Below are 23,400 nucleotides of genomic sequence, written 5' to 3'. Positions count from 1 at the left end.
ACGAAGAGGCTTCTAATGGACAAAACTACCTAAACGAGGTCCTGCCCATGTCGACACATACGGTTTCTCAAACGATCCAATTAAGATCACCACAGCTGAGCGATGCATCGGCGTTACTCGCTTGCATAGATGCTGATCGCGAGTTTCTTTCGCAATGGCTGCCGTGGGTGGCAACCACCCGAACAGTGGCGGACGAAACCGCCTTCCTTAAATACTGCCAGGCTCGCATCGCCAACCAGCAACTCTGGCTGGCCGTGATTTGGGTGGCTGACCAACCAGCCGGGATGATTGACCTTCATGAATTCATGGATCACCATGCTGCGGTAGGCTACTGGCTCGATCGCACGCACCGCGGTCAGGGAATCATGACGCAATGCCTTGCCATCGTGGAGGCCATCGGGTTTAACACGCTTGATCTGCACAGCATCAATCTTCTTGCAGAGCCTGAAAATCATGCCAGTCGAGCTGTCGCTGAACACCGCGGCTTTCATCAGGATGGGGTTCTTCGTGAGCATATCCCCATAATCCAGGGGACTTACCGCGACGCTGTCATTTATTCAAAATTAGCTCATGAATTTATAGCAACGATAAAAGAGTAGGGCATAACACAAAGAGTGGCCCCTTCAGAATCTTTAGGTTCTGAAGGGACCACTCTTTATTTGTCTGATGATGATGCCATGATTTGAGTTGTGGAACAACTAGGCCCGTTGTCCACCATCGACCGTGAATTCTGCCCCGTTAGCGAACCCTGATTCGTCGCTACCCAGGTAGACACAGACTTCACCAATGTCCTGTGGCTTACCCAAATGGCCCACTGGTACCGTCTTCACGATGGCATCACGGGCGGCATCAGGAATAATCGCCGTGTCAATCCAACCGGGATGAACGGAGTTGACCCGGATATCGATACCACGTTGGGCCAGGTTCAGCGCCGTCGCGTGGCTTAACATCCGGCTCCCACCCTTACTTGCGGAATAAGCTGGGGCCAGTGGCAACCCAATTAAGCCCGCAACGGAAGAGACGTTGATAATGGATCCCTTGGCGTCGTTGGTCTTTTGCATGGCCTTGATACCGGCCTTTTCACCCAAGAAGTTCGCCGTCAAATTAATGTCGATGACCTTCTGCCAATCTTCCAGTGACAGGTCTTCAATGGCACTGTTGACGCCACCAATACCGGCGTTATTGACTAAGATATCCAGTTTGCCAAATTTGGCAAGCGTGGCATCGATAACCTTTTGCCAATCTGCTTCCTTGGCCACATCTTGTTGGACGAAGAGACTCACGTCGTCCCCAAACTTTTCAACGGCGGCATGCCCGCCATCAACGTTATGGTTAGCGGTAACCACGACCTTGGCACCCTCCCGAACGTAGCATTCAGCGATACCTAAGCCGATCCCAGCAACCCCGCCGGTAATAATCGCAACTTTACCTTTTAAACGATCTGTCATCTTAAATCATCCTTTCACCATTTTCTATTGTTCAGAATATCACATTACGTGGCTCGAGGAAAATGTTTTGTCTGAATAATTATGCCCATTCAGTGATTCACTAACAGAGTCTCTGCCAATTCACTTCCGCCGCACATTTTAGCAGGCAGCACCCGGCGACACGAAAAGGGAACGTGACACTCGTCACGCCCCCCCTACTTGGCTTGCATTAAAATTTATGTGGCAAGACCAGCCCACCAAACTCGTTTTCGTTTGGCCGTTCGCGTTTAACCACTAACTCCTGATTAACGAAGCTAGAAATACCGGTATGACCCAGTTCCCGACCAAAACCAGACTTCTTCACACCACCGAATTCCAATTCTGGTAGCGAACTGAAGAAGGTGTTAACGAAGACCATACCCGTTTCAATCTGCGAAGCCAACTCAGCACCATATTCGGCACTACCGGCAAAGACGATTCCACCCAAACCATAATCGGAATCGTTTGCCAGTGCTACAGCTTCGGCGTCATCCTTAACCTTGTAGACCTGAGCCACGGGACCAAACATTTCCTTGCCATACGCCGGATTATCCTTGGTGATATCCGTCAAGATCGTTGGCATGAAGAACTGTCCCTCATCAGCGATCGGCTCGTGGACATAGTAAGCCGTTGCGCCACCAGCCAAGGCTGTGTCAACCTGAGTCTGGAGATGCTCCTTAGCCTTCTTAGAGTTCATCGGTGCCAGTGTGGTTGCTGGGTCCATCGGATCGCCCATCTTCACACTAGAAAAAGCATTCTTCAACGCTGTCAGCAGTTCATCGTAGTTATTTTCGGTGACAATGAATCGCTTGGAAGACGTGCAGACTTGCCCTGCATTGTAGAGTCGCGCTCGTGGTGCAATCGCCGTCACATCAGCCATATTGGCGTCGTGAGCTACGATAAAGGCATCGGTCCCGCCGAGCTCCATCGTGTTCTTCTTTAAATACTTGCCAGCAACTTCGGCAACTGCAACCCCACCACGTTCCGAACCGGTCAAAGCGACCCCTTGAACCCGCTTGTCGGCGACCACCTGGGAGACTTGGTCGTAGGACAGGAAGAGGTTGGTCAATGCGCCATCGGGAGCACCAGCTCGCCGTACAGCGTCTTCAAAGGCCAATGCCGAAGCTGGTGTGATTGCAGCATGTTTGAAGACAATGGGATCGCCGACCGCAAAATTGGGCGCGAAGATCCGCATCATTTGGTAGTATGGGAAGTTCCACGGCTCTACGGCCATCAGGACACCCAATGGATGATTTTCCAGCTGCGCTTCACCGGCAATCGTATCAATAGCCCGTGGCTTCAAGAGTTCTTCAGCGTGATCCGCGTAGTACTCCGCAATCTGGGCACACAGCAACACCTCACCCTGCGCCTCCACAAAAAGTTTACCCATGTCGACCGTCAAAACTTTAGCCAAACTGTCCGTCTCGTCTCTGAAGAGCTTAGCCAACTTACGTAGCACTGGAATTCGGGTGGCTACTGGATCATTGCGCCACTTTTTATACAACGCTTGTGCCTTAGCGAGGCTCTCTTCCACGTACTGTGGTGTTGCATCATCATAAGTTTTAACAACCTCATTGGTATAAGGATTGGTCGTTTGATAAGCCATAATGTTCGTCCTCCTGTCGGAATTCTTCACATTCACAATGTAACCCTTTACAAAGCACACTATACCCGCATAACTGGTTAAATACCAGCAGTTAGATTGTGATAGTTCCGACATGTTTTGCTTGTGAATTTACAAATTTATTTTGTCACTTCACAATTGACAGTTTTAGACTGAGTCCCCTTCATCTTGTGCACAAAAAAATATGAAAGCGGGTTCCCTCTCGGCAGGACAAAAAAATGGATGACCCAGACTGACCGAATCCAGTCTGCATCATCCATTTTAGCCTTACACTTTAACTTAACTTCCAACGGTCTAGAATCCCGTTGAACAGACGGTTAGCCGTCGTCATTTGATCGAGGACCGTCCGGGGACTTGCGGTAAAGTTATCGTTCGCCCACTTATTAATAATTCCCAACGCGCCAGCGGCAATGAACTCTGCCGACGTGTCGATCACGTCTTCCTTTAAGTAACGATACTCGGGCATTGCGTGGAGCAAAATTGACAATCGTGAAGCCACAAACTCATTCATGGATTGACGCCAAACGCCATCATCATAAGGATAAGCGTTCAGGAAAATCTTAGAATTATCAGCGATTCGCTCCAGCAATTGAATCGTTGCTGGTCGCCAGTTCTCTAAGGTCAGAGATACGGGTTGTTCATGACGCGGTGCTTCGACGATAAAATGTTGGTAGACAAAAGTCAGCAACTCATATTTATCGGCAAAATAGTAATAGAACGTCTTTCGATGAACTTCCGCCTCGTCCGCAATCTCACGGACCGTAATCTTATCAAACGTGTTGTGGTTCAACAACGAAGCCAAGGCCTCCGCAATTCGCTCCTTAGTTTCCGATGCAGCCATCGTGATACCTCCAATCATTCACACAACATTTTATTTCATGTTTTGTGCGGTACTAGCATTCCCCCCCTGGAAGCTAGTAACCTTAACTAACATCCCAAGCTGACTAAAATTATACGCGTCTTCTAGTGAGAAGAAACCCTTTTCGCGAAAAAATGTCAGATCCTTACTACAGTAGTTACACCTATCAACAATGCTTCCAATTTAGTTTTTGGACAGACTTGATTATAGCATATCTACCGGTACATTGTACGATACTTTTGTGCACAACAGGTAAGAAACCCGTAAATTCCCTGTAAAATGCCTAATTTTTTTCGAGAACTACCCGCTCAGTCGCCATCGCTAGGCTTCCCTCAAGTCGCAACAGTGATTTTTTCCGAGTCAGTCCACCGGCGTAACCAACTAAATCGCCGGTTTGCCCGACAATTCGATGACACGGAATGACTAGACTAATCGGGTTGTGACCGACCGCATTGCCCATAGCGCGGGCTCCGGGATTGTGACCGATTATTGGGGTCACTAGTGTTGCTAATTCACTATAAGTTCGAACCTCACCATATGGAATTGTTCGTAACACTGACCAAACTGCCTGACGAAGCACTGTTCCAGTCGGTTGAACCGGAAAATCCACCACTGGCCGTTGCCCGGCAAAGTAGGCCGTCAGCCAATCCGCCAATTGTCTGAAGACCGGCGCATCTCCCCGTGGTGTTTCAATTGGCATCGTACTCCCGTAATAACGTTGATCGGTGAACCACAGGCCAGTAATGGCCGTACCATCACTGGCAACTGTAATCGTTCCCAATGGCGTCGTGAGTTGTTTCTGTCGCATCAGTCATCACCCTTTTTGCTCATTTTAGCATTAAAAAAGCGGGTAGGCCAACATTGCCTACTCACTTCTTTAAAGTTGTTCATTTTTTAGTGGTACAGATCGAACCGGCCCTTGCTGAAAACGGTCCCCAGGTGGGCACTTTCCAAGATTGAACGGTCGGTAATGACTTTCTTCAATGCGGATGCCGGATAACCCTTGACCTTTCGCTTATTGCTAAAGATTTCGCCAATCCCATCTCGGTCACTCAGTGAAGCAACCGTACCGACTGACTTGTAGACGAATGGCCGCGTCTCATGACCACGTAGCTGCAGACCAATGTTCTTTGCCGCCTGGGCCCCAGCAGCCAACGCAATCTGGGCCGTCGTTGGATAAGGACGGTCACTGTCAGCGTCCATCACAGCCGCAACATCACCAACAACATAAACTTCGGGGTGGCCCTCAATTGATAAGTCATCCTTGACTACAACCCGATTCCGACGCTGGTCAAAACCGGAATCCGCAATAACATGGGAACCGCTCACCCCGACTGTCCAAACAATGGTATTAGCTAGTTGTTCGTGTTCCTCATCGTTACCGTCCGTATAGACCACGGCACCCGGCTTGATTTCCTTAATGTTCGAACCTAACTTCATTTCCACATCGTGCTTGGCCATGAAGCGCATGGCATACTCTGCCAAAGACTTATCAAACATCGGCAGAATAGCTGGCGACCGTTCCAGGCAAACCAGCTTAATTTCCGGAGTATTATAGCGTGTCTGAAGCTTTGGCAGAGACTGCGTCAATTCACCCAACAGTTCGATGCCGGTGAAGCCAGCCCCACAGACAGCCACTGTCAGATCGTTAGGGTCTTTAGTCTGCGCGTAACCCTTTACCTTATCCTCAATGTGCCGGTACACGGCCTCAGAAGTCTTCAGGTCATCCATCGGCAACGCATTCTCTTCAGCACCCTTGAGGCCAAAGGTTTCGGTCTGGAAGCCCAGTGCCAAGACTAAGTAATCATACGTGATTGGCTCGTGGTCTTTCAAGGTTACTTGCTTCTGGTCCACATCCACATTAGTCACGGTGTCTTGGATAAAGTTAACCCGACTACTGATTACATCGTTGATCTCATAGGTAATCCGCTCGGGCGCAATCGTCCCAGCCGCTACCTCGTGGAGATTGGTCTTTTCTGCATGGGTTCCTGTCTTGTCGACCAAAATAATCTTATCATCACTCGGAACCTCACGTTGTAAAAATTTAATAGCCCGCATGCCTGCATAGCCACCGCCTAGAACTAAAACCGTTGCCATTGTAAACGACCCCTTTTCTACTGTAGTTTCCCAATTCACGATTAGCTCGTTAACACTTTCGTTGATTAAACCGGTTACATTTTCAACCAACCATCACTCCCCCCGGAGGAATCGGTGGGTGAACTAACCAATCAGGGATGATTTACCTCTATTATACGAGTTATCATGCGAAAAGCTATTGATAACGGTTAGCAATTTCCTTCACAATCTTCCAACCGGCTACAACGAACGGCATTTATTGTCGGTGCTGTTAATCATGGCCACAATCCGTGACTGATATTTCCAATTAACGAGTCGTTTTAGCTGAAACTTCCCCTCAAAACCTTTATGGTAGAGGTTAGTTAAGTGAACGAGACTTAGGAGGTATTTGGAATGACAACATTGATTATTGGGGCTCACGGCCACGTGGGGCAGCACATTGTTAAGCAACTCGCAGCAACGGGTGAAACGGTGTATGCTGGCATCCGCTCTGCCACTCAGGCCGACAACATTACGGCCTTAGGCGGCCAACCACGAATCGTCGATCTGATGGGCACGGCTGACGCGATGGTGCCAGCAATGGCCGGCGTCGATACGGTCGTCTTCTCTGCCGGTTCCGGGGGAAGTACCGGAGACGATATGACGCTGAATATCGACCTTGATGGGGCTATCAAGTCCATGATTGCTACCGAAGAGGCTGGTATCAAGCGTTTCATCATCGTTAGTGCGCTGGGGACAGACGATCGAACCTTCTGGGATAAATCCGGCATTCGGCCCTACTATGTGGCCAAGTACTATGCTGACCAGTGGTTACGTCACCGAACTGACTTGGACTACACTATTGTGCGGCCAGGCATCCTAACCAACGATGCACCAACCGGTAAGATTACCTTAGACACGGCCAATAGCGATAACAAATCCATTAGCCGAGAAGATGTTGCTGCGGCGGTTGTGGCCGTGGTCAAGCATCCCTTGCCTAAGCAAACGATTGAATTGGTAAATGGTGACACGGCAATTACTGCGGCTGTTGCAGCCGTGAAGTAACAATTATTTTACGTTAACTAGTCAAGGCTGTCCTTGGACGTTCACAACAAGGTGAACGCCCGAGGAGAGTCTTTACTTTTTCCCCAAGACAAGGAAAATTTTTGTTGATGTCTCAACAACTGGTATTGCCCCCTCGTTCAATTCTATCCAATTATGTCGGGAATGGTATGCAACTGTCTCTAGTCTCAATACATTCTGAAGTTTAAGAGTCAAAATGCACGCAGAAAGGCCCAGTTAATAGAGATTTAATCCACAAAATTAATTGGGGATTTTCGAACTGCCAACGTTAGTCCACGATGGTTGGCCACTGTCTACGCAGGCGCGAGTGAGCCAAATTTAGACTCAGCCGTGGGATTTTCCAAGCGGCTTAACTTGGAAAATGGCGACTTTGAAACGCGGGTTGGGCGGTTCAAAGCAAGCTGGCAGACCGCTTCTCAGGCTGGCGGCATCCTTCCCACAGCGTTCCAGCCTAAATTTGGTGAACGGTGAGCCGGCTGTTTTAGACAATGTAACCAACATTTCTTTTGACGCCATCTAAAAAGCCAGCCGCGCTCACTGGCACCACTGGCAACTTAGCTTCTATATCTACTGATTCATTATAGGGGCATGACGCCCAAGCGATTGGTTCAATTTTGTTTGGAGGAATTTAGACAATCACTAGACATTCGCTTTACTTCAATTGGCTGTCGCTGTGCTTTTGATCAAGGTTTAAGGCACTGGCATCAACCACCGTCTGAACTTGGTTAGCAACCTGTTTCGTGGTCACCCGCTTTAAGTGGATCTTCATGGGTTGAATCGTGGCAGCTGGCCGGGAGTCCAATTGCACCGTCGTCCGGATAGCGGGAGTTGCTGTACTGGTCGTTGTCACCGTGGCAGCGGAAGCACCCGCGGATGTTGCTAACAAGGTCGTTACAGTCATGGCACCCAGCATTACTTTAGTCATCATTGATTTAATTTTAGTCATTTTAACCACTCCTCAGTTAGTTGTTTTGGCTTATCGCTTTCGATGTATTAGTTATACCATCCGGCCAGGCCATTAATCTTTAAGCTTCGTTAAGGTTAAAATATGAATTTCTTATTTTTGCCACAGCATCGTGTGGTATCATGCCTATAAACCACGTCACAGCAAGGAGTATCGCTTAAATATGAAAAATAAAATTCTACTAGTCGAGGACGAAGAAGGCCTCGCGAGTTACGTTGCTAAGGAACTGACCTTTGAAGATTTTGACGTCTTGACCGCGGCCGATGGAGAAGCCGCCTGGGAGACTTATCAGGAAGAAAAAGACGATCTCCTTTTAATTCTTCTGGACTGGATGTTACCGAAGATGGATGGTATGCAAGTATTACGCCGGATTCGGAAGCATGACGATCTGCCCGTCATTATGATGACGGCCCGCGATTACCTCGGCGATAAGGTCACCGGTCTCGACACCGGTGCCGATGATTACATCACGAAGCCATTTGAGATAGAAGAACTGTTGGCCCGCATTCGGGTGATTCAACGTCGGACCGCTCACCAGAGTGGCCTCGATCAGACCTATCACCTGCAGGACCTGACGCTGGTTACCAAGACCCGCCAAGTCGATCGCGGCGGGGAAACCATTCAGCTGACCCAACGTGAATACGATCTGCTACTTTTTCTCTTACAACATCCAGGTCAAGTCTTTACCCGTGATGAACTCCTCGACAACGTCTGGGGTGTCGACTTCCTCGGCCAACAGAACGTAGTCGATGTCTACATCGGTTATTTGCGCAATAAAATTGACGTTGGTGACGCTCCCCACCTGTTCCACACAATTCGGGGCGTCGGCTACAGTCTTAAAGAGGATGATGATAATGCCGGTTAAACAACCCCGGACTTACGCGGATATTATTCGCCATTCATTTACCAGTCTGCTCGTGACGATTGGAATCGTCATCGGGCTAACCGTTAGTGTAACTCTGGTCGTGGATCAACTGATCCGCGCACAGAACCAGGCTGCCCAGCTGAGCGCCAGTCTTCAGACATCGCAGGTCACGAACTTTCAAGACTGGCTAGCCATTAATCGCTCAAGTGGGCTCAACTCTCACAACACGTTTGTCTTCATCAAGAACGCAAACGGGTCGACCACTTCACTACTCCCCCACGGCAGTACACTGGCTAACGCCAACACTTGGTCTGTCCCCTTTACCCACTTGACTTACTTCAAGGGCTGGGGACTCTTTTTCGCAGAAACACTAAAGACTGGCGGACGCACGTATCACCTTTACATTGGCATGCACGTCCTGGTCGGCAACCTCCACGTGTTGATTGCTGTATTGATCATTGCCATCGGCTTTAGCCTCCTAATTGGTCTCTTCTTCGTACGGCGACTGGCTAAACGCATCAGTGAACCCACGATTCAACTCGCGCAAGCAGCGCAACAGGCTGCGGCCAATCCCGAAATGACGCAGGCCGAACTTCCCCAGCCGCAGGAACCCGTTGAGATTGCACAGCTGGCTAAAGATTTCAATCAGTTATTGGCATCCCAGAACGGTCGGTTACAGCGTGAACGGCAGTTTATCTCCGATGCCTCTCACGAACTACGGACCCCTATCGCGACGATTCGAGGTAACCTCAAATTGATCGAACGCCGCGGGGATCAGCATCCCGAGATCATCCCCGAATCGCTGGGTTTCATTGACCAGGAGTCGTTGCGTATGCAGCATTTAATCGAAAATCTTCTGCACTTGTCACGGGCTGACCGCGCCGAAGTGGCCCTGCAGCCACTAGACATCGCGCAGCTGACTCAGGGCGTCGTGACCCATTACCAGCCACTCGTGACGCAGCCACTGACCTTCGTCGGGCCTGATGAACCGGTAATGGCCCTGGGTGACACCGATATGCTTCATCAGATATTGACGGCGCTTTTGGATAACGCACACAAGTACTCGCCTGCTGATCAGCCAATAGTTGTGACTGTTGCACAAACGCATAGTCAGGTCACGTTGAGCGTCGCTGATCAGGGTGCCGGCATTCCAGCGGCCGACCGCGACCATATCTTCGAACGATTCTACCGGGTCGACGCCTCTCGTTCCAACAAGATTGAGGGAAGTGGCCTAGGCTTAGCCATTGTGTCACAGCTGGTTCAACTTAACCAAGGGACAATTACTGTAAACGACAATCCCCCCCATGGCACCAAGTTCACCGTGACCTTGCAGACCGATTAAAAACAAAATCATTTCAAAATTCAATTTTCTTAATGGTGAAATTTCAAATCGCACCGAAAGTCCGTTTCTCAGACTGAAAGCGGCCCCCCCTGACAGGCAGCATCTATTGCAGCTACAGGCAACAATCGCTCATCAATCGGAAAACTAAGAAATTCTCAGACAAAACTTAACTTAAAACAAGGACTTTCGCTACCTTTTCCAGGTATACTGGGTTCATCAAGTGAAAGGAAGCGGACAATTATGCTGATTGATGACAACCCAAAGATTAAAACGATTACTCCCGCCCAGATTACGAAGGTGTTCTATCCTTACGTCATCGCCAAGACGGAAGCCGGGAGTTACGTCAACATTAAGTTAAGCGACCAGGAACGCAAGGATCCCCTCTTTTGGGAATCGATTGCGAACATTGCGAAAGCCAAGCTGTGGGTCCCAATTGGGGAAAAGTTCCACCAATTATTGGCCTACGACTGGACGTACTCGGCTGCCTACTAAGGCCGACCTGTCGAGCTCAGCCACAATAATTCAATTCTAAAAAAAATATAAAATGATGCGACTGCGTTTAACCGTTACAGTGAGAACGGCACCAGCCGCATTTTTTTCTATTGCTGAAGGTTCAAAGCGAGCTGGTAGACCGCTTCTCAGGCTAGCAGCGTCCCTCCCCACAGCATTCCAGCCTAAATTTGGTAACGGTAAGCCGGCTGTTTTAGGCGACTACCTTTCAGCCTTAGATGGCGACACAAAATAACCCCAGGTCGAACGTCCATTCGTTGACCTGGGGTTATTTTTCTGTCAGAATCGGAAAATATTTTCCGATTCAAGCATAACTGTCAAATTTTCCGGAGAAACCCTGTAGGCTTACCGTGGCATTGGCTTACGAAGGATCTCAGCTTTTTTCCGTAACTGGGCACGCGTCTGGCTGACCAGAATATCGGTTGGGTGGGCAATGCGACCGTCCAGAGAACCCCCAAAACTTGCCACACAGAAGCTGACAAATCCCCAAGCTGACGGTGACCAGTACCCAAAGTAGGGGGCTACCGCCGCCATCATGATGAAGAAGCCGATGCTAATCAGGCCACCAAATCCTTGGCGCCCAAACCGATTAAAATATGGATATTGCCGAGTAAAGAGATAGTCGACAAGTAGAATCGCAACCATCGTGCCCATCGCAATGTGTTTGACAGACACTTGATTGATAAAAATCACGGGACTCATCATTAGCATCAACATCATTAGAAACCAAAATGAATGAAAACCATACCGCCAGTCATACCGCATTCCGGTCGCCTCACTTTCAATCAACACAATCACATCTTCATTAAGTGAAGTGTAGCATGGGGTTAATAAAATAAGGTTAACTCGCGGTCGCTATGGTAAAGCCAATAGCAATACTAACGTGTGCGTGTTGGACGGGATAGCTTGAAAGCCATTAGCATACTCAACAGTGCCAGAGCACCCGTGACGACCAGTACCAGTAAGGCCCACTGTGACCCCACCGCCGTCTTTACACCAGTACTCCCCTGACCACTCGCCTGACTGGCGGAGATGATCATGGAAACAACGGCGGTTCCCAGAGCACCTGCAAACTGTTGCATTGCGTTCATGAGGGCATTCCCATCGGCCTTCAAGTCACCACGTAATTGTTTCAGACCGGCTGTCATGATGTTGCCAAACGCTGTCCCGATACCGATCATGTAGGCAATATAGAGACTCAAGACAGCCCAGACTGGCAATTGACGAGCGAAGGCAGTCAACAAGATCAAGGTTACGGTCACGATACTCAGCCCCAAAACAATTGGTTTTTTCGCACCGAAACGATCGAGAATCTGACCCCCGATCGGTGAAAATGCGGCACCAATCACAGCTCCCGGTAAGACGACTAAGCCGGCAATGAAAGCGGTTTGTTTGTCGACCAATTGTAGGTAATTTGGCAGGATAAAGGACAGTCCTAACGCCGTCGTTTGTAATAAGAAAAACGCCGCCAAATGCCAAGCAAACGCGGAATTTTTCACCGTGTCTAAATTGATCAACGGATGTTCCACGTGATTGGACCGGAACACAAAACCTAACAGGCCAAAAATACCAACGATCCAAGCCCCCAGGACGGACCAGCTCAGCAATGGCTGGCTACCCAGCGAGCTGAAGCCGTAGATCAAACCACCCAAGGTTGCAATGACCGCCAACATACTCAGCATATCAAACCGTTCGTGGCTGATAGGTGAGACCTGTTGAATGGTCTTGAGTCCCACGAAAAATGACACAATCAGGAACGGCAACAGAATCCAGAAGATATACCGCCAGTTTAGACTGGTCACGAGGATTCCCCCGTACGTCGGCCCAATCGCTGGTCCAACAGCGGTAATCAACGTGCCCACACCCGTCATCATGCCAATACGGCTCAGTGGCACCTGTTCCAAGATAATATTAAACATCAGTGGTAACGCAATCCCCGTTCCAACCGCTTGAATTGCCCGGCCAACCAATAACCAGACAAATGCTGGTGCAAGGGCATCGACCAGTAATCCTGTGATGAAAAGCAAGTTTGCGGCCACGAAGAGTTGTCTCATTTTAAAGCGCCGTTTCAGAAACGATGAAATGGGGACGATACAGGCCACAATTAGGAGGTACAAAGTGGTCATCCACTGCACCGTTCCGGTCGTCACCCCAAACTGTTTCATCAATGTTGGAAATGTGATGTTCATTGCCGTTTCAATGATGACCCCACTCAGAGACATCAGCCCCGTTGCCAGGACAGCACCGATTACACGTGGTTCAATTTTTTCTGTTGCCATTCACTTACTCCCTCTCTGACGGGGCCTTGCCCCACTGCGTCACGTTTTCTAAGGCGTGGCGGAAGGCCATTGCCTCCCGCTCTGTCAAGCCAGCCACCATTCGGGTATCCTGTTGTGCCAAGTGTGCCGTCACGATGGGCACTAGCCGGTCTCCCTGTAATGTTAACCTAAGCTGCCGCTTACGACTGTCGTTGGTTGCCACGATACGGGTCACCAAGCCATGTTCCACCATCCGCTTGATTAAGATGGACGCCGTGGAACGTTGTACGTGAAATTCCCGTTCCACGTCAACTTGAAAGGTGTCGACAGCCCCACGACGACTGAGAAAGTCGATGACTGACATCTGCATCCCCGTTAACCCATATGGCCGCGCAAACTCGTTCATTTCAAAGTTCATTTGGTGCTCGGCATCTCGCAGCCAAGCGCCCAATCTCCTGTCGGGCAATTGAATCATCCTTCCTTTGTTAGTCAGCTAACAATTTTAATCTGGTTGACCAACAATTGCAAGTCACCTTTCGGAAAATGGCGACTTTGAAACGCGGGTTGGGCGGATCAAGCGAGCTGGCAGACCGCTTCTCAGGCTGATAGCGTCCTACCCACAGCGTTTCAGCCTAAATTTGGCGAACGGTAAGCCGGCTGGTTTAGGCGACGTTGCCTAATTGTAGTCTCAGTATCGTTGTTGCAACAGTCATAATTCGTATTTTAGACCTTGCAACCTTCAGTAATCACAAAAAAAGTCGTTCCCAATCAACGACTGATTTGGAACGACTTACAATTTTAAAGTTTTCAATTAAAGGTTATCGCCCTTAGCACGTAGCAACTCCCCTAAAGCAGGTTGTTGCTGAACGTCAATGTGATTTTCCTTAGCATAAGCATCGACGGTCTCTTGCCCATAGAGCTTGGCGTCAAGGGGCATAAAGGCCGTCCCAATTGGGTCATCGTTCTTGATGACGGCGTTGACCACAATTGGTTTCTTGTTGCCCTTTGCTTGCAAGTCCTTGATTTGGTCGAAGACCTTTTCGACTTCGGCATTGTTGGTCACAGTAAAACCAATACCGCCTAAGCCCTCGGCAACCTTTGCCCAGTCGGCATCGGTCAGATCAACCCCATACAGGTGTTGTTTCGTGTCGACTTGTTCGCGGTAAATGAACCCGAAACGCCGGTTACTGAAGACGACGTTGATAACGGGCAACTCGTAACGGGCTTCTGTAATAATATCGGGAGCAACCATCGCAAATCCACCATCTCCGGAGAACGACCAAGCTTGACCATCTGGAACACTCAAAGCCCCAGCCATTCCAGCGGGTAGCCCGTAGCCCATCGTGGCAAACAGTCCAGACAGGACGAAACGTTGCTGCTTGTTCATGGGTAAGCCTCGAACGGACCATTCCGAAACGTTCCCCGTGTCGACCCCGTAAGTATCCTTAGGACCTACCATGGAAGCGACCTTCTTTGTCACGGCTTCCGGTGCTAAGCCATTGGTGTCATCATCAGCTAATTGAGACAACCACTTGTTCCAATTCTGCTTGTTGCGCCGGTTAGCCTTGAGCCAGTCTGTTTCAGGCGACGTTTCACCCGTGGCAATCATGGCTTGTAGGTAACTCTTGGCATCACTGATCACAGCGTAGTCAACGGGCACCATCTTCCCAATATCAAAGGAATTATCGTTAACTTGGATAATCTTGATATTCTTTGGCCAGAACTGGGCAAATGGAAACTCGGATCCCAAGAACAGAATTAGATCAGTGTGTTGAAGCGCTTCGAATCCGGATTTAGAACCCAAGCGGCCAAACGTCCCAATAGCGTTTGGATAGTCGGTTGGAATCACTCCCGTGGCTGGAACGGTATTGATAACGGGGATGCTGAACTGCTCGCTAAACTTCACCAGCTCATCACGAGCACCCAGGAGGCCCCGACCGGCATAGATCAAGGGGTGCTTAGCAGCCTTCAACAGCTCTAATGTTGCCGTCACGGCCTTAGGATCAATCGTTTGTGTAAACGTATTGGAAACGGTGTTCGGCGTCTTAACTGGCTCGTAGTCGATTTCGGTCGATGACAGATCTTCAGGAATGATAACAACAGCTGGTCCCTTTTGCCGGTATGCTTCCCGGATCGCCTGATTGACAACATAAGGGAGCTGTTCCGCGGTCGTTGCCGTCCGATTATAAACAGCAACATCGGCGAACATTGGCGTTTCATCCATTTCTTGGAAGTAATTGGTGTTCATCGTCGCCGTTGGCACTTGTCCAACCAGCGCCAACATTGGCACGTGATCCATCTTAGCATCGTAAAGCCCGTTGATCAGGTGAGTCGCACCAGGACCAGCGGAACCAAAGGCAACACCGACTTTGCCGGTATACTTAGCGTCGGCAGCCGCAGCTAATGCCCCGACCTCTTCGTGCCGTACCTGAATATATTGAATCTTATCCTTTTCTAAGTACAAGCCTTCAACGGTATGATTAATCGATCCCCCAGGAATCCCGTACAAGTGATCGACACCCCATGCTTCCAAAACTTTTACCAATGCTTGACCCGCAATCATCTTTGTCATTTGAATCGCGCTCCTTTGATGAGGTGTCGCCAAAGAAAAGCACCCCGAAATCATTGATTGGTAACATCATAGTCCGTTTCAAGATGAAATACCAGCATTTCTGCTTACTTTTTGTTAGTGAAAACAATCACTTATGCCGTTGACTGAACAACCACCGATCATTGCCGTCCTATCAGCAAATAAAGCGCATTCACAAGATTACAAAATCATGAGATTCCACGAAACCTAACAAGCAGATTGGGCCGCCCTTGTTCTTGGAAAACCTTTCGCCGTTAACCACATCCTCAACTGCTACTTTCACGCAAAAAAAACTCCCACACGAGATGGGAGCTGAAATGGTTCAGTATTTTTTACCAGAAATGCCGGTGTTTTAGCATCAGCGCGACCCATACCATGACTCCTAGCATAATTGCCACGGTAATCAGCCACGAAACACTCCCCTGATTGGCCAGAGGTAACCGCACATTCATGCCGTAAAATCCAGTCACAATCGTAGGAATCGTCAAAACTAACGACCAAATCGTCAAGAACTTCATCGTATCATTCAGGTTATTATTCAAAACGTTGTTGAATGTGCTTGAGATTCGATCGACGACATCGGCCTCAATGGACGTCATTTCGGAGGCCTGCCGAGCTTCAATCACCGCGTCATCCAACCGTTCCTGGTTAGTATCGGAGAGTTGCCGGCCAAATGATGTGTTACTTAAATTAACCGCCATCATGGCATTGTTACGCGTGGCGCTGACGAAGTAAGCCAAGCTCTGCTGCAAGTTAGATAGCGCAATTAGATCCTTGTTGTCCGGCGACTTATTGAGCTGCTTATCCAGGCGATTCTGTTCCGCATTAATCTTTCGAATCGGCGCTAGAAATTGGTCGAATAGGATAAACATCCCGACCAACAATAATTCATTAGTATCATAGATTTGATCCAGCTTGAGCCGCTCGTTCAAGAGTGTATTGGCCCAGTGCGTGTTCTTCGTCGTAATGGTGAAGACGCAATTTCCCTTCAATAGAAGTGTCACCGGCCGGGTAATATAACGCTGAGACACCTGGTCCACCACCACTGGCACATGCAATACAATCAGTTGTGAATTCAAGAAATCGTCGCGGTCATAATGAGACCGTTCATTTTCGTCGGTCACGTACGTTAAAATTTCATCGGTAAGGCCATATTTAACCTTCAGGGTATCTCGATCGGCTTCTTCCTCCACCATGGTCATGACCCACACCAGGTTTTGATCTTTCGCGCCAATCTTCTTCTCAACTATCATGGTCTCCGCTCCCTCATACAAGCAATGCCCCTAGTGTACCACGTCCCCTAGACCCTCGCTGGAAAAAATCAATTTTGAAAAGAAACTAGCTAATCTGATAACAGATTAAGCCAATAAAAGCCGCTGTTCCAGACCCCACGCCCGGAACAGCGGCTCCAATCACTAAACTAAAGGTTAAAAGTTCCAAAATACTCATTACGACTGTTGTCACAACGATACGGAGACTAAAATTGGGCAACGTCATCTAGTCATCGCCTTACCGGCCGGCAGATATGGGCTGGAACGGTGCGAACACAACTTGAAGCCTCGAATGTGCCGAGTCTCCAAGCTTGGTTTTCTACTAAGCCAGTGGGAAAATCGCCCCCTGACCAAGTAGAACGACGCGCCTGAGCCCATATCTGCCGACCTCTCGGCTGACGTAGTTGGTCTGTGGAAACCTGAATTGTGTCTATAGAAACGTTGTTGGTTTGTGCTTAGACCCTAACAACCATATGGAATTCAGTGTTTGAGATTGACGTGTACAATCAGAACCGGAGGCGGCCAGGGATGGAGCTAGCCGTGTCGACGATGTTAGTCGGCGCTTTTTTCGGCTTACATCGTGGGACGACCTGAGAGACGCCTGAACTTGGCGGCTTTCAGGCGAGCTGGAAGCCCGTCTTTTGGCTGGAGGCGTTCCCCACAGCAAGCGGAATCCCTGGCCGCCGGAGTGCGACCCTTGTCACTAATTTAGCGGTGACAATTCCTATGGTCGCAAGAGTAAGATGAGTATTTTGGCTTTCAACCTTTGGTCACTAAACCTTAACTTAGTCGGTACTCTCTAGATTGGCAGCGTAAGCCGTCTCTTGCTTGATAACCCGTGCCCGTTCCTTCTGGTTGTACCAAGGTGAAACGGTAAAAGCCAGCACGTCGTTGATCAGGTAAACGGAACTATTGATAAACATGGCCAGCGTGGCGGAACCTTGCCGGAACGAAATGAACCATAAGACCATTTGGGCCAACCCAGAAGCAATCCACCAGATATACTGATTGTTGAAACGTAAGAAACAGATAATGCCTGCCGTTAAGCTAATTGCAAAACTGATGGCATCGACCCACGGCCGCGGATCATCCGTAAAGGCTCCAATCGCCCAGCCAGAAATCAAGTAAACGGCAACCGTAGAAATTAAGGCAATTGCCCAGCTCTTTCCCGTAAACTTCCGAATCTTAGCGGCCATATTAACGTTCCAACTTGCACTCAACAACACTGGAATATCCAAGGTAACCACATAAGACAACTGTTCGAAGATACTGAGGTAGTTCTTGGCAGCAAATCCCGTCACGATGAAACAAATAGCGGAAAGAACACCCAGCCAGCCGTTAACTGACTTTGCCGCATTGATGGCCAGAACACATAGCACACCCAGTGTGGTCCCAATGAACGTCAGCACTGTCAGTAGCGTAATCTGCTGGCTAACCAAGGTCATGACCTGACAGCCAAGGCTAAAAAAGAACAAATAATAATTCTGCTGAGGCCAGCCCTTAAGTTGGTGAGATAAAAATTGAATATAATGCTTCATGTTAATGTGCTCCCTCATAATTTATTAACCACATATAGTATCAATCTCGCCGGCGAGGTGGCTACATCACACAATATATTGTGTTGTTCTTTTTGAACAACAGGTTTGATTATAGCACGCAATTTTCTTACCAACTGGTGAAAATTCAAATTTGTTTCATGACCTTATCGGCAATAGAAAGCGGTTACACACCCGTCAGTCGCCCTGTGAAACAAAATCCGATAGCCCATCAGCATTGCACACATTTTATAGTTTGAGGGAAAATGTGCAAATAAAAAAGACCAGTCGTGAACGACTGATCCGGTTAAGGGAAATTTTAAAATACTTTATGATTCCGGTGATTCTGGCGTTAATTGTGCAGTAGCAGCAGCCAACATCTGGGTCAGTTCACCCACTGTCAGCTGACTGCCGTCTGCATTAAGGGCAACGCCACTCATAATTTTAGCTGACTTCACCAGTAGCTCATGGCAGGCCATCTCCAGCTCTTCACCACTCGTGGTCAATGACAACGGCCGCACTCGGCGGTCTGAGCTCTGATAGCTTTGCAGCACGTAACCGCGCCGAATTAACTGTGAAATCCCACGGGAAACTGCCGCACGTGAGATGCCTCTACTATCAGCAACGGTGGCTGACGTCAGCTTGCCTGGATTCTCTAAAATATGGTGCAGAATCGCATACTGATCCACCGAAATCCCCATAGCTCGTTGGAACCGCGTTGCCGATTTCTCTAACTCTCGCTTTAATTCCATGTAAGATTCGAAAAAACTTTCCGCATGTACGACCTTACTCTTTGCCATAGTATTCATCATATCCTTATCTTTTACTTACTAACCGCTAAGATAATTAACACGATTAGCAATACGCAAAATGGTTGACCCCATAGAAATATCTATACATTTAATAATAAAGAACAATCTAGTGAAATGCAATAGGATTTCACTAATTTGTCAAAAAGTTTATGGTTTAAACTACTCCGATTATGATTTTGGCTAACTATTAACAGCTATAATACGCTGCATAATCGACTGTACAAAAAAGGCGGCCGCGTTTTCACCCGGACCGCCCCGCTTTCAATCTCACTCTAGTTTTCGTAAATGGTACAACCGTGCTTCCCACGGTTGAATCTGCGTTTCGTCCGAGGGCGCGTCTACCCGCATATTGGTGACGATCAGCTCGCTCGGATTTAAATCAAACTCCTGAGTGGTTGCAGCAGCATTACTCATATTCACGACGATCAACCAATTATCACCATTATAGGTTCGGCGATAAACGTATAATTGGTCGTCTTTAGTATCGATCAATTCATAACGACCCTTTTGTAGGGTTGGTACCGTCTTTTTCAGCTGAATCAATTGGCGGTAGAACGTGAAGACCGAGTATGGATCATGGCTTTCACGTTCCACGTTGATTCGTTCCACCACTGGCGTCGGTTGAATCCACGGCTGATGGTCGGAAAAGCCACCGTTCGGTTCATCATTCCATGGAAACGGCGTCCGCGCATTGTCCCGGCTCTTGGCTGCCAGTTGCGTCAAAATCTTTGATTCTGAAACACCCTTGGCTCGCTGACGCCGGTAATACAGACGACTATCTAGGTCACGGTAGTCCTCGATGCTGTCGAACCGAGCGTTGGGTAAGCCCAATTCCTGTCCCTGATAGATAAACGGCGTTCCCTTCATCAACAAGTACCACAATCCCAAGGCCTTCGCGGAACGACGGCGATAATCCACCGGGTTCCCATAGTATGAAACAGCGCGGGGTAAATCATGATTTTCAATGAACAACGCGTTCCATCCCTTGTCGGCCAGTGCCAACTGCCAGCGCGTCAGGTTCTGGCGCAAGGCAGCAATCGGTAGCTTTGGTTCCGCATTCTCCCAGTAATGCACATGGTCAAATTCCAACAGGAGGTCAAAGAACCCCGTGTCAGGATCCAGCCAACGCTGTGCCGTCGGCATATCGATGCCGCCCGCCTCACCAATGGTAAACAAATGATTGCGTTGCAGGACTGGTTTCAGGTCTGCCAAGTAGGCGGCGACCCCCGCAAGATCCCGGTAATAACCCGTCCGTGGTACGGCCACATCGGCAAAATCAGCTTGTTTCTTCAAATGGGTGACGCCATCCAAACGGAAGCCATCGACTCCCCGGTCGGCCCACCACTGAATGATGTCACTCATTTCATGGCGAACAGCTGGATTTTCCCAATTCAGGTCAGGCTGTTTCCGAGCAAACGTATGCAAGTATGCCGCCTGACTTGCGGCATGGTAGGTCCATGCCGAGCCACCGAAGACGGACTCCCAGTTATTTGGTGCCACGTCCGCTGTTGTCGGTTGCCAGATATAGTAGTCGTGGTAAGCACTGGTCGGGTCGGCCAAAGCCGCCTGAAACCAGGGATGCTCACTCGACGTGTGGTTGAGCGCTAGGTCGATTACAATCTTAATATCGGCCGCATGGAGCGCCTCAACCAACTGGTCAAAGTCGGCTAATGTTCCAAACTGTGGCGCCACGCCGCGGTATTTCACCACGTCATAGCCATTATCCACGTCACCTGATGGGTAGAATGAAGAGACCCAGACAAAGTCGACCCGCAAGGTTTTCAGGTAGTCAATCTGTTGCTGAATACCAGCAAGATCTCCGATACCATCGTTATTCGTATCTAAGAAGCTCTGCGGATAAATCTGATATCCGACTGCGTGTTGCCACCACTGTGTGTCGCCCATGACTTTCTTCCTTCCATTCCTGAACTGTGCAACCGATTGTTATCGGGGAATACCAATCCTGCATTCGCTTTCATTGTAACAATAATTATCCGGTTTGTCGGCCTCTTTTGCAAGTTTTATGCCTATCTTTAAAAAAGTCCGGTCCCCGAACATTTCGATCGGTGACCGGACGCAATTTTCAAGTTTGATTATTGGTTAACCATCTGTTCCCGACATTCCGAGTACCAACGGCCGTCGCTCAGGCAGTCAACGTGACGTTAATCAATCTTACGTTTAGGATTCAATAGGTTCATTGGGTCAAAAAGTGTCTTGATCTGATGTTGGAGCTGATCGACTGTCTCACCCAATTCGGGGTTGTTCCACTGGTTTTTCAGCATTCCCACGGCGTGTTCCCCAGAGATTGTCCCCCCGAGTTCCAGCGTCTTCCAAAAGGTCTGCCGCAACGCCTCAATAATGACTTCTGGAACTTCATCGACATCCTTATCCCAGACGAAGGTCGGGTGCACGTTACCATCTCCAGCATGACCGGCCGTATAGATGGTAATACCCAGTTTCTTCCCAAGATCCTGCAGGTAATCCATCATGGGGGCCAGCTTAGACAGCGGCATCGCCATGTCTTCCATCAGGTGATTCCGCCCGGCAAAGACGGCAGGCAACATATCCCGACGCAACCGTTCCAGGTCAGCCTGTTCCGTTTCATCCGTGGTAACCGTGACGTTTTGTCCGTGGTACTTATCCAGCAGATTGCGCACGACCTGAACGTTCTCAGGACTGCCACCCTCTAGTCGGAAGATCAACATGGCACCGCTGTTTTCAGCATAGTGGGTCTTTTCGTATTTATCCAGTGCCACGACGGTATTGCCATCCAGGGCTTCCAGCATCGTTGGATAGACCCCGGACATTCGAATGGCCGTCACGCCTTGAGCCAGCGCAGTCATATCGTTGAAGAACGCCACGCCCATGACGGATTGTCCCAACGGAATCGGCATTAATTTTACAGTCACTTCGTAGATGATACCCAAAGTTCCCTCGGAACCCACAAAGAGTTGCGTCAGGTCATACCCAAAGGCCTGCTTCAACGTCCGACCTCCAAGCTTGACCACCCGACCATCGGCCAGCACGGCCTTCAAGCCCAGCACGTTATCCTTGGTCGCGCCGTAACGTACAGTGCTCATCCCACCTGCATTGGTAGAGACATTCCCACCAATTGATGAGAACGGCTTAGATCCTGGATCTGGGGCATAGAACAGGCCCTGCTTGCGCGCTTCCTTATCCAGATCACCATTGACGACCCCGGGCTCAACAACGGCTACGGAATCTTCCTTGCTGATTTCCAGGATCTGATTCATCTTACGCGTGGACAAAATAATTGCCCCAGTCAGCCCATCGGATCCAATCACCGTACTACTAAAGGTGGTTTGGGGGATCACGGCGATGTGGAACTTCCGCGCCGTCCGCAAGACACCCTGAATATCGTCAACGTTAGCAACTTCGACGAATGCCCGCGCTAAACCTGTTTCACCACCGGTTGCATTGGGATTGAAGGATTGCTTCCGCAACGTCGCCTCATCCGTGGCAACCGTTCCCGTCTTTACTTGAGACTTTAAATAATCCAGAATCTCACCGTCAGAATAGGCACTAAACACTGTCATCACAAAGACCTCTTTTATTTTTGAATTGCTCACTGGTCATTCTAACAGGAATTCAACGCGATTACTTCTCCAATAGCTTGAATTTTGTTGCAATTACAACCAAATCGTTATATACTGATTTTTACCACGAAACGAGGTGAACCAGCTTGGCAGAAATCTTACGCCCCATCGGCACCGTTGCCCGGGCTCTCGATGGCATCAGCAACATTGAATTCAAGGCGCTTAACCTGAATCGCGGCCAGTACCTCTACCTGGTTCGTGTCGCCGAATCTCCGGGAATTATTCTGGAACGTCTCGCCGTCATTGTCCACGTCGACAAGACCACCGCGGCACGCGCTATTCAGAAGTTGGAAAAGAACGGCATTCTGGAACGCCGCCCCAGCCCAACCGACAAGAAACAAAAGCAGATTTTTCTCACGGCGAAGGGCCAGGTCCTCTACCCCACAATCAAACGGGAAAATGCCTATTCCAACAACACCGCCCTTCAAGGCTTCACGCCTGCCGAACGCGACCAACTTGCCAACTATCTGAAACGGGTGGAAGCCAATATTAACGCCGATTGGGTTAAAGTGAAACACGGCGAACACCGGAACTACTGAAAGGACCTTC

At 49.1% G+C, this 23,400-nt stretch carries 22 protein-coding genes; 7 read left to right on the top strand and 15 right to left on the bottom strand.

Going from position 1 to position 23,400, the window contains the following annotated elements; genetic code table 11:
* Positions 1-47: 47 nt before the first annotated feature.
* The gene (locus ACKTSF_RS00510) at positions 48-599 is read left to right on the top strand and encodes a GNAT family N-acetyltransferase (protein WP_407885600.1); all 552 of its coding nucleotides are present in this window, start codon (positions 48-50) and stop codon (positions 597-599) included.
* A gap of 99 nt (positions 600-698) precedes the next feature.
* Here the strand turns inward: ACKTSF_RS00510 and ACKTSF_RS00505 are convergent, their stop codons facing one another.
* The 5 genes from ACKTSF_RS00505 to ACKTSF_RS00485 form a co-directional block, all read right to left on the bottom strand.
* Complete coding sequence (locus tag ACKTSF_RS00505; RefSeq protein ID WP_407885598.1) at positions 699-1,448, bottom strand: glucose 1-dehydrogenase; 750 nt, start codon at positions 1,446-1,448, stop codon at positions 699-701.
* 208 nt (positions 1,449-1,656) lie between these two features.
* Positions 1,657-3,072: an NAD-dependent succinate-semialdehyde dehydrogenase gene (locus ACKTSF_RS00500; protein WP_407885596.1), complete on the bottom strand. Its 1,416-nt coding sequence runs from the start codon at positions 3,070-3,072 to the stop codon at positions 1,657-1,659.
* 292 nt (positions 3,073-3,364) lie between these two features.
* Positions 3,365-3,931: a TetR/AcrR family transcriptional regulator C-terminal domain-containing protein gene (locus ACKTSF_RS00495; protein ID WP_407885594.1), complete on the bottom strand. Its 567-nt coding sequence runs from the start codon at positions 3,929-3,931 to the stop codon at positions 3,365-3,367.
* Between the two features lie 301 nt (positions 3,932-4,232).
* Positions 4,233-4,757 carry a methylated-DNA--[protein]-cysteine S-methyltransferase gene (locus tag ACKTSF_RS00490; RefSeq protein ID WP_407885592.1) on the bottom strand — a complete coding sequence of 175 codons (525 nt, stop codon included), beginning with the start codon at positions 4,755-4,757 and terminating at the stop codon, positions 4,233-4,235.
* Between the two features lie 86 nt (positions 4,758-4,843).
* The gene (locus ACKTSF_RS00485; RefSeq protein ID WP_407885590.1) at positions 4,844-6,046 is read right to left on the bottom strand and encodes an NAD(P)/FAD-dependent oxidoreductase; all 1,203 of its coding nucleotides are present in this window, start codon (positions 6,044-6,046) and stop codon (positions 4,844-4,846) included.
* 372 nt (positions 6,047-6,418) lie between these two features.
* Here ACKTSF_RS00485 and ACKTSF_RS00480 point away from each other — a divergent pair, with 372 nt between their 5' ends.
* Together ACKTSF_RS00480 and ACKTSF_RS00475 are read left to right on the top strand one after the other, a co-directional pair.
* Positions 6,419-7,069: an SDR family oxidoreductase gene (locus ACKTSF_RS00480; RefSeq protein WP_407885588.1), complete on the top strand. Its 651-nt coding sequence runs from the start codon at positions 6,419-6,421 to the stop codon at positions 7,067-7,069.
* Between the two features lie 300 nt (positions 7,070-7,369).
* Positions 7,370-7,558: a hypothetical protein gene (locus tag ACKTSF_RS00475; RefSeq protein ID WP_407885586.1), complete on the top strand. Its 189-nt coding sequence runs from the start codon at positions 7,370-7,372 to the stop codon at positions 7,556-7,558.
* Positions 7,559-7,739: 181 nt separating this feature from the next.
* Here ACKTSF_RS00475 and ACKTSF_RS00470 read toward each other — a convergent pair whose 3' ends face one another.
* Positions 7,740-8,033 (bottom strand): hypothetical protein, encoded by a 294-nt coding sequence (locus ACKTSF_RS00470; RefSeq protein ID WP_407885584.1) that lies wholly within the window; start codon positions 8,031-8,033, stop codon positions 7,740-7,742.
* Positions 8,034-8,214: 181 nt separating this feature from the next.
* On the opposite strand from ACKTSF_RS00470, the gene ACKTSF_RS00465 reads away from it, so the two are divergent.
* From ACKTSF_RS00465 to ACKTSF_RS00455, 3 genes are all read left to right on the top strand, one after another.
* A complete protein-coding gene (locus ACKTSF_RS00465; RefSeq protein ID WP_407885582.1) occupies positions 8,215-8,916 on the top strand; it encodes a response regulator transcription factor in 702 nt (233 codons plus the stop codon).
* Positions 8,906-10,258 (top strand): sensor histidine kinase, encoded by a 1,353-nt coding sequence (locus tag ACKTSF_RS00460; RefSeq protein WP_407885580.1) that lies wholly within the window; start codon positions 8,906-8,908, stop codon positions 10,256-10,258. Before ACKTSF_RS00465 ends, ACKTSF_RS00460 begins: the two co-directional genes overlap by 11 nt.
* Positions 10,259-10,498: 240 nt before the next feature.
* A complete protein-coding gene (locus ACKTSF_RS00455; RefSeq protein WP_125700934.1) occupies positions 10,499-10,750 on the top strand; it encodes a hypothetical protein in 252 nt (83 codons plus the stop codon).
* Positions 10,751-11,113: 363 nt separating this feature from the next.
* Here the strand turns inward: ACKTSF_RS00455 and ACKTSF_RS00450 are convergent, their stop codons facing one another.
* The 9 genes from ACKTSF_RS00450 to ACKTSF_RS00410 all read right to left on the bottom strand — a co-directional run bounded on the left by ACKTSF_RS00450 (position 11,114) and on the right by ACKTSF_RS00410 (position 22,791).
* On the bottom strand, positions 11,114-11,560 hold the full coding sequence (locus tag ACKTSF_RS00450) for a hypothetical protein (RefSeq protein WP_407885578.1): 447 nt from the start codon (positions 11,558-11,560) through the stop codon (positions 11,114-11,116).
* An 86-nt stretch (positions 11,561-11,646) separates the two neighbouring features.
* Positions 11,647-13,047 carry a DHA2 family efflux MFS transporter permease subunit gene (locus ACKTSF_RS00445; RefSeq protein ID WP_407885576.1) on the bottom strand — a complete coding sequence of 467 codons (1,401 nt, stop codon included), beginning with the start codon at positions 13,045-13,047 and terminating at the stop codon, positions 11,647-11,649.
* Between the two features lie 4 nt (positions 13,048-13,051).
* Positions 13,052-13,501: a MarR family winged helix-turn-helix transcriptional regulator gene (locus ACKTSF_RS00440; protein WP_407885574.1), complete on the bottom strand. Its 450-nt coding sequence runs from the start codon at positions 13,499-13,501 to the stop codon at positions 13,052-13,054.
* A 336-nt stretch (positions 13,502-13,837) separates the two neighbouring features.
* Positions 13,838-15,598 (bottom strand): pyruvate oxidase, encoded by a 1,761-nt coding sequence (gene spxB, locus ACKTSF_RS00435; RefSeq protein WP_407885572.1) that lies wholly within the window; start codon positions 15,596-15,598, stop codon positions 13,838-13,840.
* Between the two features lie 350 nt (positions 15,599-15,948).
* On the bottom strand, positions 15,949-16,869 hold the full coding sequence (locus ACKTSF_RS00430; protein ID WP_407885570.1) for a magnesium transporter CorA family protein: 921 nt from the start codon (positions 16,867-16,869) through the stop codon (positions 15,949-15,951).
* 803 nt (positions 16,870-17,672) lie between these two features.
* Positions 17,673-18,425: a nicotinamide riboside transporter PnuC gene (gene pnuC, locus ACKTSF_RS00425; RefSeq protein WP_407885568.1), complete on the bottom strand. Its 753-nt coding sequence runs from the start codon at positions 18,423-18,425 to the stop codon at positions 17,673-17,675.
* A gap of 326 nt (positions 18,426-18,751) precedes the next feature.
* Positions 18,752-19,174: a MarR family winged helix-turn-helix transcriptional regulator gene (locus tag ACKTSF_RS00420; protein WP_407885566.1), complete on the bottom strand. Its 423-nt coding sequence runs from the start codon at positions 19,172-19,174 to the stop codon at positions 18,752-18,754.
* Between the two features lie 327 nt (positions 19,175-19,501).
* On the bottom strand, positions 19,502-21,139 hold the full coding sequence (locus ACKTSF_RS00415) for an alpha-glucosidase (protein WP_407885564.1): 1,638 nt from the start codon (positions 21,137-21,139) through the stop codon (positions 19,502-19,504).
* Positions 21,140-21,396: 257 nt separating this feature from the next.
* Complete coding sequence (locus tag ACKTSF_RS00410) at positions 21,397-22,791, bottom strand: FAD-binding oxidoreductase (protein WP_407885562.1); 1,395 nt, start codon at positions 22,789-22,791, stop codon at positions 21,397-21,399.
* A gap of 146 nt (positions 22,792-22,937) precedes the next feature.
* Here ACKTSF_RS00410 and ACKTSF_RS00405 point away from each other — a divergent pair, with 146 nt between their 5' ends.
* Positions 22,938-23,390, top strand: coding sequence for a MarR family winged helix-turn-helix transcriptional regulator (locus ACKTSF_RS00405; RefSeq protein ID WP_407885560.1), 453 nt, complete (start codon positions 22,938-22,940; stop codon positions 23,388-23,390).
* Positions 23,391-23,400 lie beyond the last annotated feature (10 nt).

This window comes from Levilactobacillus muriae, from assembly GCF_045862015.1.
Taxonomy (GTDB): Bacteria; Bacillota; Bacilli; order Lactobacillales; family Lactobacillaceae; genus Levilactobacillus; species Levilactobacillus muriae.
This window is presented reverse-complemented; position numbering and strand designations above follow the sequence as displayed.